Raw genomic sequence first — 9382 nt, 5'->3', positions numbered from 1 at the left:
GCGTGGCCGTGGAGGCGTCTGCGCGGCGCTGTGGCGCGCTCTGTGCGCGTCTGGCGGTGTGGGGCCGGGCTCGGTGCATGGCGCCGTGGTGGGCGCCCTGCGGGCCGCTGTGGGCTACTTCCCGAGAGCTCGGTCGAGGTTGTGCTGGAGGCGCTTGGCCGTCTCCTCTTGGAGTCGGGTCATTATCTTCTCATTGGTGCGCTCGCTGGTTATCATGGAGGGCACCGAGATGGTGGTGAACTTCTTGATGTCGGTGCGCGTCCGGCTCATTCGCTGGAATGGAATGGCGCTGACGCCGCCGGCCTTGGTGTTGCCCGTCCCCATGAGGATGTTGTGCGATCGCTCGGAGTACGGGCCGCCCGGGGTGCGGGTGTTCAGGTAACGGCCGATGACCTTCTTCTGCCCCTTGACCACCTGCATCCGCAGCGTGTAGCTCTTGCCCGGCGGTGCGGTCTTTGGTGTCATGCCGAAGTGCACAGGGGTGAGCATCCGGCCGGAGTAGGTGATGGTCAGCTCCTCGATGGTCTCTCCCGAGACGTTGACGCTGCCCGCCATCTTCTTCGGCTTGCTGCTGTTCTTGCCGGACGGGGTGATCTCGCCCTTCTTGATGTTGTAGACCGATGTGACTTCCTGAGCGATCCAGCTCGGCGCTCTGGCCTTGACGTCGCGGACGGTGGCCTTCACGGCCTTGCGGCCCTGCTCGTCGATCTGCGCGACAGTGTCCATGAGCTTTTGGAAGTTTTCGACCTGCATGGTGATAGTTGCCTTTGCCGTTATTGTCACCTCCTGAATATGCAAAAAGAGACCGGCGGGCGTTGGTTCGCCCGTCGGCCTCTTGCCGTCGGTTGTTATTCGGTTTTCCTCTGGTCAGCCGCTCGGAATTGTCACGGCGTTGCCCGTGTGTCCGGCGGTCTTTTGCAGGATATAGAATAGCACGGGGCGCTACTGCTTTTCAATTCCTTTTACTTCCCTTTTGTTCCTTTTACTGCGTTTTACTGCCGCAGCTCAGGCAGGGGCTCCAGCTCGTCCAGCACGGCGGCGAGGTTGAGCAGGGCGCGGCCGTGGATCTTGTATGTCCTGTTCTGGTAGGCGTCCACTCTGTCGACGTAGTCCCGCCGATCACCGAACAGGACGCCGCAGGTGCTCTCCCAGTCAGCCCGGTCGAAGTAGCGCAGCCGGATGACGGCACGCTCGTCGGGGTCGGAGAGCTGGAGGATCAGGCCCTCGATGGCGTTGCGCTCCTGCTTCTCCTCAGCCTTGAGCCGGTCGATCTGTTCCTCGAGCTCCATTTTCCGCTCCACCATCATGCCGGTGCGGTCGGATGGTGTGCCGGATCCGCGTGGCATACCTGTCAGATCAGGGCCGGGCGGTGAGGCCATCGTCATCTCCATGCGGTCGAGGCGTTCGAGTTGGTTGTCGATGTCCCTCAGCATGGCGGTGTAGGCCGCGAGCCTGTCCTTGATCCGTTGTGTGATCGGCTTCTCGCTCATTATGTCAGGGCGTCACTCCTGCTCACCTCCTTCCTCGTCAGGCTCGAAGATCGCGGCGATCTCCTCGCGCGGTAGCTCTCGGCCTTGACGGACGCAGCGCACGGTTGTCTTTCCTGTTATTCTGATGTACCTCTTGACGATCACGTCCGTGAAGGCGGGCGTCAGCTCCATAATGTAGGAGGGCTGCCCGTATGCCTCGCAGGCGGCCAGCGTCGTGCCGGAGCCGCCGAAGGGATCATAGACGCCCGTGGCGAAGTCCGTGTTGTCGACCAGCTTCTCCAGCAGCTCGACGGGCTTCTGTGTTGGGTGCAGCTCATTCCCGGAGCGGGAGATGCTCAGGACGTTGCCGTAGCCCTTGTGGCCGTCGAAGTGGGTGGCAGCCTTGGCGCCGAACAGAATGAGCTCATGCTGCGAGCGCCAGCCGACGCCCATGCCCGGCGTGCCCTTGTCCCATACGATCTCAGACTTGACGCCGAAGCCGGCCGCCTCGACGAGGTCGAACAGATATACCCACATACGCCAGTCGGTGAAGATGTAGGCGTAGAGGCAGGGGATGTCGGTGAGCGCGCCGCGGATCAGGTTTTGGTAGCCGCGCGTGCTGAGGATGTCGTTGGCGATCTTCGGTGCCTTGCCGTTCTTTCTCTCGGTGCCGATGCTGCCGGTCGACTTCTGCGACTCCTTGCTGCCGCCCGAGCAGTAGGGCGGGTCGGTCAGCAGGATCTCAGGCTTGTTGCCGTCGAGCAGCAGGGCGCGATCCTCCGGCCGGGTGCAGTCTCCGCAGAGGACGCGGTGCCGGCCGAGGATCCAGAGGTCGCCGTACTGTGTGACCGGCGCGGCCGGGGCCGGGATCTCGGCGTCGGGGTCGCTGCTCGGCTCCTTGGTATGCAGCGCCTCAGAGAGAGCCGTCACGATGTTGCCGTAGTCGTCCTCGGTGTAGCCGCTGAGCATGAACGGGATCTCGCCGGTGTCGATGTCGGCGAAAACCTCGGCGAGCATCTTGTTGTCGGTGGTGGCGAGCTCCGCGATGCGGTTGTCGGCCGTCAGATCGGCCAGCTCCTCGGCCTCGCTGGCGTAGTCCTGATAGTCGACCGGTGCGTCGGTCAGATCGTCGAGCTGCGCGGCCATGAGGCGGCCGTGGCCCTTGGTGACGAGCCCGCTGCGCTTGCTGACGGTGATCGGAGCGCGCCAGCCGGTCGCCCGGATGATAGAAGCGAGGAGCTTGATCTGCTCCGGCGGGTGTTGGTTGGGGTTCTTGGGGTTAGGCCGCAGATCCTTCAGCGGGACGATGGCGTCGTGTGCGCAGAACACGGGGACGCTGCCGGCGTATGCCTTCGGCGTGGCCGTGGTGCTGTACTCCTCGATCTCGGGGCCGGTCTGCGGCTGCGGTTTGTCTTTTGCCATGTGGTTCCTCCTTTCAGCCGCGGCGAGATACCTCCGCTGCTGTGGCTGCGTCGAGGCGCTTCTTCAGGCGCTCCAGCTTGTACTCCTCAGCCTCGGCGGTGCTGCGGCCGAAGATGATGCGGAGCTGGTCGAGCATGATCTGGACGTCTGCCATCTCCTCGACCGCGTTCTCGAGTACAGCCTTCGCCTCTGCGGCGCAGCTCACGCGCTTCACCTTGCAGAGGGCTTTGGTCAGCTCGGCCATCTCCTCGACGGCCATGTCCATTTGTGCCGGCGCGCCGTAGGTCGTGATCGCACGATCCAGCAGAGCCCGGCGCTCCTCCGTGGTCATCACGGGCGGCCTCCCTTCGTCAGCTCTCTGACCAGTACGGCCACGAGCACGATCACGATGATGGCGAGGGTGATGGCGGTCGGGATCCAGATGGGGGCCAGTACCCACAGCCAGCTCCAGTTGATGACGCCGGTGAGCTTCAGGACGATGAAGGCGACGGCGAGAAGGCCGCAGAAGCCGATCCCGCCGGCCGTTTTGTTGTTTCTTTCGTTGTTCATGTATTACCTCCAGTATTATTTGCCGAGCCCCTTCAGCGCGCAGGCTGTGCAGGCGATTCGGACGTCGGGCTCCAGTGCGAGGATCCGGCGGGCCGTGTCTGTCTGCCAGCACTCAGCGCCACAGACGGGGCAGGTGGTGAGCTGCCAGTCGTCCGTCGGAGGCTCCGGGACGTTATCACGCAGCGGCATGGTGAGGATCCCGCCGTCTCCGGGCCGGTGGGGCGAGAGGACAGGCTCGGGCCCGTCGGGGATCATGGCGTCGAGGAGCTCGTTGTACTTCGTGAATATGGCCTCCGACGCTGCGCTCCAGCTCTCGCCGTGTTCCGTGTCCTCCGGGGTGGCGACGTGTGCCAGCTCGTGCGCCAGCAGCTCAGGGGCGGCGCTGATGGGCGCCTCGGCCGAGATGCAGACGATCGGCGTGCTGCCGTCGTCGGGAAAGATGGTCAGGCCGTAGGCGGTGCCGTTGGTCTCGTCCCGCAGGTCGGGGACGTACTGCGCGACGTACTCGACGCCGGGGTAGAGCTCAGAGAAGGCCCGGGCCACGATGGCCGTCGGGTCGTTGATGAAGGGCGAGGCCATCGGGCCGATCTTCTCGTACTGCTTCAGGGCCGCGTAGGTCTCGCGCAGCATGGCCCGCACTTCGTCCTTCTTGATGCCGTTGATGGTGGGCCCGTTCAGGATCAGGTCGAGCATCCTGTCGCTCCAGTCCTGCATCAGGTGGGTCTCCGGCATACCGCAGCCGAAGGGCGCGACGTCGACCTTCTCACGGGTGAGGGTTTCGTATTCTTTCACGGTGCTGCTCCTTTCAGAAAAGCCGAGCGGGCCGGAGCCCGCCCGGCGCTCCATTTACTGCATGACGACGACCTTGCCGGCGTCGATCAGATCGCCCATGTTCTTCAGGAAGTAGTCGGCGATGTTCTTCTTGGCCTCGAGCTTCCAGATGCCGCCGTCAGCCTCGAAGAAGCCGATCCCCTCGTCGGGATCCACGCGCAGCAGAAACTCGCTCTCGGGCTGTTCCACCTCGAGGAAGGTGCGGAACGGCCGCAGCATGACGCGGGGCTTGATCTCGACGACCGCGTTGAGGGCGACGCCCTGACGGGCCTCGACGGTCTGCGTGACGCCGTTGTCGTTGGTGCTGACGCTGTTCTCGTTGGTCATACGACTCAGCAGGTCGAGCAGGTAGGCCGTGCCCTCGTTGGGGATGCAGAGGCTCCGCAGCTCGATCAGAGCTACCTCGCGTCCTCTGAAGCCAGTGTACAGGCCCGGGGCGTCAGCCTTGGCGCGGTAGAGCGTGTTGCGGGAGAAGTCGCTCAGGTAGGTGGTCATCACCTCGACGGTGTCGTTGCTCTTGACCTGCACCATGATGGTCGTGCCGACCTTCTCGAGCTCGGTGCGGATCAGCTTGCAGATGCTATCGAGGCCGCTGACGCTGATGCAGTCGGGGCGGTCGACGTGTGGCGGGATGCGGGTGAGGGATGCGTCGGCGTAGGTCTGGCCGCCGATCTCGAAGATCTTGGTCTCCTTCAGGCTGACGATTTTGTCGATCATTTTTGCGAGCATTGTGTTGTCCTCCTTGTTCTGTGTTGTGGGTTGTTATGCGTGCTGGACGAGCTTCAGGAGCTTCGGGGCCTCCTGCTGCGTGCCGTCCATGTTCATTTGGCCGGGCACCTGCGGCACCATCTCGGCGACGACGAGCTCGCCGTTGCCGTCAGAGGTGACATAGAGGGCCGTGGCGACGGGGTTGGTGGCCGCGAGCGTAGACTTGGCCGTCACGGAGACGCCGATGGTGCGGCGTTCGTCGTCCGGGGTCAGCTCGATGGTGAGGGTGATCTTGCGCTTGGCCGTGGCCTTCGTGTTGGGGTCGAGTATGTTCTGGATCACCTTGTCCATCTCATAGTCGACGCGCTCCTCGAAGGCGCCGCGGGCCATCGACATGATGCTGTCGCGCTGGTTCTGTTCGTTCATGGGGTTTCTCCTTTCTCTCAGGTGGCCGATCCGAACGTCATCTGCTCGGCCTCGGTCGGGTTGTCTGCGTAGGCTGCGGCCGTCTGGCCTGTGGGGCCTGAAGGCTCTGCTCTGGCCCATACGGCCTCGGTAGCGTCTGAGCGGGTGGCCTTGCGGCGGCCGACCGTTGTGAGGATCCCGATCTCCTTCAGCTCCGTTAGCCGCGGGGCGACGTAGTTGCGGTTGAAGTACGGGATCCGGCCGGCTGCGACGAGCTCCTCGGTGATCTCGCTGGCCGTGAGCTCACGGTTGCCGAGGGTCTCGAGGATCAGGCGGCAGCGGGCGGCCCGCTTGGGTAGTACGGCGTCATAGCTGCGGCGCCGGGTCTCTTTGGTTGTCTGGTTCATGCGTTTCCTCCTTTCCGGCCAGCTCGACGCTGTCGGCTGGCACGTCCTTGACTTCAGGCGTCGGCGCTTCGTTGCCCCACGCGTCCCATCCCGGGGCGGCTTCTCGGGCGAAAAGCTCGATGCGGGGCAGGTCTCCCATCAGCTCGACGATCTTGTCGCGCACTTCGGCGGGCTTCTGGCTGTGCCTGCGCAGCGGCGAGAATACGAGCTGACCGACGCCGGCGCTGATGCGCTTCGGCTTGCCTTTGATAGCGATCAGACAGGGCTCGGTATTACCTCGAGTCCAGCGGCCGAGGCCGAAAAAGTAGCCGTTTCCGCTGCGGTTCTGCTTGATCCACTGGAAGGCGATCGACTTGTATTTGAAGCCCCACGCCTCGATCAGGTCGAGGGCCTCCTGCATCTTCGGGTATGTGGCCCACATAAAGAGCACACAGTCGTCAGCAGCTATACCCCCCCCCCGCAGGGTTGACGGGGAGCTGCTTCAGCTCGTTGATGCTCATGGTCGCGTACTGCGCGGCAGCCGCGCCCGAGCATCCGCTGTCGCTGTAACTCCACGGCGGGTCGGCGTAGATGATGCTGTATTTCTTATCCGGGAACGGGATCACGTTGTTGCCTCCTTTCCGGGCACTTCCGACTCGATGCCGTGCAGGAACTTGATGAAGCCGGCCGTCGCCGGCACCTCGTAGCGGGAGAGCTCTGCGTGCGTCATGTACTTGCGGCCGTAAATCTCGGCCATATCACGCCAGACGGGCCACGGCACGCGGTAGAAGTCCGTCAGGCTCACGGAGACGAGCACGAAGGCGATGGCGCCGAGCTTGTGATGGGCCTCGAGGTCGTCCTGCTGCTCTTGGGTGAGCCGGCGCTGCTCGATGCGCTCGTCGTCGGTGTGCTTGGCCTCGAAGTATATGCTCCGGCCGCCCTTCAGGGTGCCGCCATAGTCCGGCTGGGCCTGCTTGGTGTAGCAGGCGAGGAACTGGCCCTTGCGGTTCTTGGCGCCGAGGGGCTTCATGGGCTCCGGCGTCTTTTCAATCTTGGCGAGGCCGCGGCTGAGGTAGTAGTCGCACGAGGCCGAGATGATATTCTCGAAGTAGCCGCCGGCGACTCTGGCCTGCTTGCCGCGGATCTGCGCCATCATGTGTTTTTCGGCTGCGTAGGGCGTCGGGTCGTTGTAACCCTCCGCGTTCTTTCTCGGGTCGTACTTCGTCACGGCGTTCAGCCTCCGATCTCGATGTGGACGCCCGGATCGGAGATCAGGCGGTCGGCGAGCTCGAGGATGACGCTGCCATCCAGCTCGATGCTGAGAGGGCCGTGGTCGAGGTGCTGGTTGCAGACGGCCATCGCCCTGAAGGCGGGCAAGTGCAGCGTGACGCTGCCGATGTCAGGCTTGTCCTCCTCGTCGCTTTCGGGCTCCTCGTCAGGCTTCAGCTCGCTGATGGCCTCGAAGCCGTTGCGGACGGGGATGCCGTGCGCCTTGGCGAGCTCGATCTCCGCAGTCATGCCGGCAGAGGGGTGGTCAATGCCGAAGGCCCACAGCTCGGAGCAGCCGAGCACCAGCTCGCTGCCAATCTTCAGGGCCAGCTCACGCTCCTCGGGGACATTGTCGTCCATGAACTGCGTGAGATAGATGTGCGGGGTGACGGGGATGACGCCCTTCTCCACAGCCGCGCGGCTGTACTCCTTGGCGCGCTGGATGTTGTTCTCGTAGTCCCCGCGGCACGGGGAGCAGATGTAAACCTTTTTCATGTTGTTCCTCCTATCGTGAGCGCCAGCTCTGGCCGGTGAGGGTGATGCCCCTGCACATTTCCATGAGCCGGTCGATGGTGGCCCGGGCCGTCATGCTGTCGCGGCTTTCTCGCGGCGTCATGCGGTCGATCAGGGCCTCGGTGTCGTAGTTGGTGGTCACTATGGTCGGCAGGTATGCCTCATAGCGGCCGTTGATGATGTTGTAGACCGTGGAGATCGCCCACTCTGTCGGCGGCTCCTTGCCGATGTCGTCGATCACGAGGAGCGGGACGGTCTTGTAGATCTTCAGGACGTCGCTCTCGCTGCCGCCGGTCGCGGAGTAGGTGCGCTTGATACGCTCCAGCAGGTCGATCATCGTCATGCAGATGACCGGCTTGCCCTGCGCGATCAGGTGGTTGGCGATGGCAGCGGCGAGGTGGGTCTTGCCGGTGCCCGGCGGGCCAGCGATAAACAGGCCGTTGCGGCCGGGCTCCTGACGGCCGGGCTGCGGCAGCATGGCGTCGAAGCCTTCGGCGTAGCGCCGGGCGGCTGCCGCTGCGCGCTTGTTGTCGTCGGTGAGCTGGAAGGTGGAGAAGGTGCGCCGCAGGAAACGGTCGCCCATGCCGGACTCGCCGACGATGCGCTTGATGCGTTCCCGCATTTTCTTCTCCTCCTCAGCCTTGGCGGCTGCGGCCTCAGCAGCTTCGCGCTCTGCCTTTTCCTTCTCGTAGGCAGCCACGGCCTCGGGACAGGTGCATCGCTCGGCTCCATAGGGAGGCCAGAGGATGCGGTCGCCGAGTGGGATGCCCTTGTGGTAGCGCAGGGCGCCGCAGAACTCGCAGGGAACGGGCTCGGGGACTCCGGGACGGCCGGCGAGGCGCTCGTCGTTGCTCCAGATCCAGTTGCCGGGGTCACTCGTCGTCGGCCGGCTTGAAGCCCTTGCCCCAGTCTCGGCCGGAGCTGTCGGGCTGCTCAGGATCTCGCTGATTTTCTGCACCTTCGTTCACCTCCTCGTTATCCCAGTAGCCGCCGTTGAGCCATGTGCTCGGGTTCGGTATGTAGCGCCCGTTCTCCCGGCGCCACTGGTCGCTCCGCTTCTGAGCGTCGACCGCCTGCATGATCCTCTCGTGGAGCTCAGCGGTGGGCTTGATCTTGTTCCACGCCTTCAGAGCGTACTGCTTGCCGGTCTTTTTCGGGTAGGCTTTCCAGAACTCGAGAAATCTGACCTCGACGAGCGACTTTGTGCCGCCGTCATTCCCCTCGTCAGAGGGGGTAGGGGGGGTATTACCTTCTCTTGTCTTATCTTCTCTACTCTGGTCTACTCTGCCTCCGGCTTTCTTGCGGCCGTTTGCCGGTCGTCCGGCGGTCGGCGTCGGGTCGTCCGGCGAGGCGTCGGCAGACGCCGCAGCAGCAGCCCGGCGGCTACGGGAACGCTCTTTCTCGGCTTGCCGCTGGTCGATCAGCTTGCCGGCATACTCGTACCAGTCGTGGATCTCGAGCGTCCCGTCCTCTTTTTCGTCGATCCAGCCCGCCCGGATTAGCGTTTTCGCCAGTTTTTCGGGGTCTCCGTCCCACTGAGCTGCCCGCGAGATCATGCGCGGCGTGATGTCCGAGAGGCTGCCGGTCGGGGCGTTGTCGAGGGCCCACAGCCAGAACGAGACGAGCAGCCCCATCATGTGCGGGGGCTCGACTTCGAGCTGGTCAGCAGCGTCGAACAGTTTGCGGTGATCCTTGAGTGTCTGATGCACTTGCAGCCATGCCACGGTCGTCACCTCCTTTCTACTACAATATATTTATGGTTAATATCCCTTACAGCCAGTAAGGAATTATCCATCTTGTTGCTTAAGCTGTTAGAATGTAGGTAGCAAT

At 63.7% G+C, this 9382-nt stretch carries 13 protein-coding genes and 1 pseudogene; all 14 read right to left on the bottom strand.

What is annotated here, in order from left to right; all coding sequences use genetic code 11:
* Positions 1-114 precede the first annotated feature (114 nt).
* Complete coding sequence (locus U0L91_RS10375; protein WP_330046717.1) at positions 115-726, bottom strand: serine/arginine repetitive matrix protein 2; 612 nt, start codon at positions 724-726, stop codon at positions 115-117.
* Positions 727-992: 266 nt separating this feature from the next.
* Complete coding sequence (locus U0L91_RS10370) at positions 993-1346, bottom strand: hypothetical protein (RefSeq protein WP_330046715.1); 354 nt, start codon at positions 1344-1346, stop codon at positions 993-995.
* Between the two features lie 156 nt (positions 1347-1502).
* Positions 1503-2891 carry a site-specific DNA-methyltransferase gene (locus U0L91_RS10365; protein WP_118647705.1) on the bottom strand — a complete coding sequence of 463 codons (1389 nt, stop codon included), beginning with the start codon at positions 2889-2891 and terminating at the stop codon, positions 1503-1505.
* 13 nt (positions 2892-2904) lie between these two features.
* Positions 2905-3222, bottom strand: coding sequence for a nucleoside triphosphate pyrophosphohydrolase family protein (locus U0L91_RS10360; RefSeq protein ID WP_330046712.1), 318 nt, complete (start codon positions 3220-3222; stop codon positions 2905-2907).
* Positions 3222-3440 carry a hypothetical protein gene (locus U0L91_RS10355; RefSeq protein WP_330046710.1) on the bottom strand — a complete coding sequence of 73 codons (219 nt, stop codon included), beginning with the start codon at positions 3438-3440 and terminating at the stop codon, positions 3222-3224. Before U0L91_RS10355 ends, U0L91_RS10360 begins: the two co-directional genes overlap by 1 nt.
* A 15-nt stretch (positions 3441-3455) precedes the next feature.
* On the bottom strand, positions 3456-4232 hold the full coding sequence (locus tag U0L91_RS10350; protein WP_330046708.1) for a hypothetical protein: 777 nt from the start codon (positions 4230-4232) through the stop codon (positions 3456-3458).
* Between the two features lie 54 nt (positions 4233-4286).
* Positions 4287-5000: a hypothetical protein gene (locus tag U0L91_RS10345; RefSeq protein ID WP_330046706.1), complete on the bottom strand. Its 714-nt coding sequence runs from the start codon at positions 4998-5000 to the stop codon at positions 4287-4289.
* A gap of 33 nt (positions 5001-5033) precedes the next feature.
* The gene (locus tag U0L91_RS10340; protein ID WP_195385495.1) at positions 5034-5405 is read right to left on the bottom strand and encodes a hypothetical protein; all 372 of its coding nucleotides are present in this window, start codon (positions 5403-5405) and stop codon (positions 5034-5036) included.
* A gap of 17 nt (positions 5406-5422) precedes the next feature.
* Positions 5423-5791 carry a DNA gyrase gene (locus U0L91_RS10335; protein WP_330046703.1) on the bottom strand — a complete coding sequence of 123 codons (369 nt, stop codon included), beginning with the start codon at positions 5789-5791 and terminating at the stop codon, positions 5423-5425.
* A pseudogene (locus U0L91_RS10330) lies at positions 5751-6393 on the bottom strand (MT-A70 family methyltransferase). Before U0L91_RS10330 ends, U0L91_RS10335 begins: the two are co-directional and overlap by 41 nt.
* The gene (locus U0L91_RS10325; protein WP_256175079.1) at positions 6393-6998 is read right to left on the bottom strand and encodes a Holliday junction resolvase RecU; all 606 of its coding nucleotides are present in this window, start codon (positions 6996-6998) and stop codon (positions 6393-6395) included. The pseudogene U0L91_RS10330 and the gene U0L91_RS10325 overlap by 1 nt, the downstream one beginning before the upstream one ends.
* Before the next feature lie 5 nt (positions 6999-7003).
* The gene (locus U0L91_RS10320) at positions 7004-7534 is read right to left on the bottom strand and encodes a DUF7768 domain-containing protein (RefSeq protein ID WP_330046699.1); all 531 of its coding nucleotides are present in this window, start codon (positions 7532-7534) and stop codon (positions 7004-7006) included.
* Between the two features lie 10 nt (positions 7535-7544).
* On the bottom strand, positions 7545-8252 hold the full coding sequence (locus U0L91_RS10315; protein ID WP_330046697.1) for an ATP-binding protein: 708 nt from the start codon (positions 8250-8252) through the stop codon (positions 7545-7547).
* A 172-nt stretch (positions 8253-8424) separates the two neighbouring features.
* A complete protein-coding gene (locus U0L91_RS10310) occupies positions 8425-9276 on the bottom strand; it encodes a hypothetical protein (protein WP_330046695.1) in 852 nt (283 codons plus the stop codon).
* Positions 9277-9382: the final 106 nt, after the last annotated feature.

The sequence above is a fragment of the Gemmiger sp. genome, assembly GCF_036306485.1.
GTDB lineage: Bacteria > Bacillota > Clostridia > Oscillospirales > Ruminococcaceae > Gemmiger.
This window is presented reverse-complemented; position numbering and strand designations above follow the sequence as displayed.

Bases quoted from the DNA above. Each gene is read 5' to 3' on its own strand.
- U0L91_RS10375 (WP_330046717.1), bottom strand. From the start codon at position 726: ATGGACACTGTCGCGCAGATCGACGAGCAGGGCCGCAAGGCCGTGAAG.
- U0L91_RS10370 (WP_330046715.1), bottom strand. From the start codon at position 1,346: ATGCCACGCGGATCCGGCACACCATCCGACCGCACCGGCATGATGGTG.
- U0L91_RS10365 (WP_118647705.1), bottom strand. From the start codon at position 2,891: ATGGCAAAAGACAAACCGCAGCCGCAGACCGGCCCCGAGATCGAGGAG.
- U0L91_RS10360 (WP_330046712.1), bottom strand. From the start codon at position 3,222: ATGACCACGGAGGAGCGCCGGGCTCTGCTGGATCGTGCGATCACGACC.
- U0L91_RS10355 (WP_330046710.1), bottom strand. From the start codon at position 3,440: ATGAACAACGAAAGAAACAACAAAACGGCCGGCGGGATCGGCTTCTGC.
- U0L91_RS10345 (WP_330046706.1), bottom strand. From the start codon at position 5,000: ATGCTCGCAAAAATGATCGACAAAATCGTCAGCCTGAAGGAGACCAAG.
- U0L91_RS10340 (WP_195385495.1), bottom strand. From the start codon at position 5,405: ATGAACGAACAGAACCAGCGCGACAGCATCATGTCGATGGCCCGCGGC.
- U0L91_RS10335 (WP_330046703.1), bottom strand. From the start codon at position 5,791: ATGAACCAGACAACCAAAGAGACCCGGCGCCGCAGCTATGACGCCGTA.
- U0L91_RS10320 (WP_330046699.1), bottom strand. From the start codon at position 7,534: ATGAAAAAGGTTTACATCTGCTCCCCGTGCCGCGGGGACTACGAGAAC.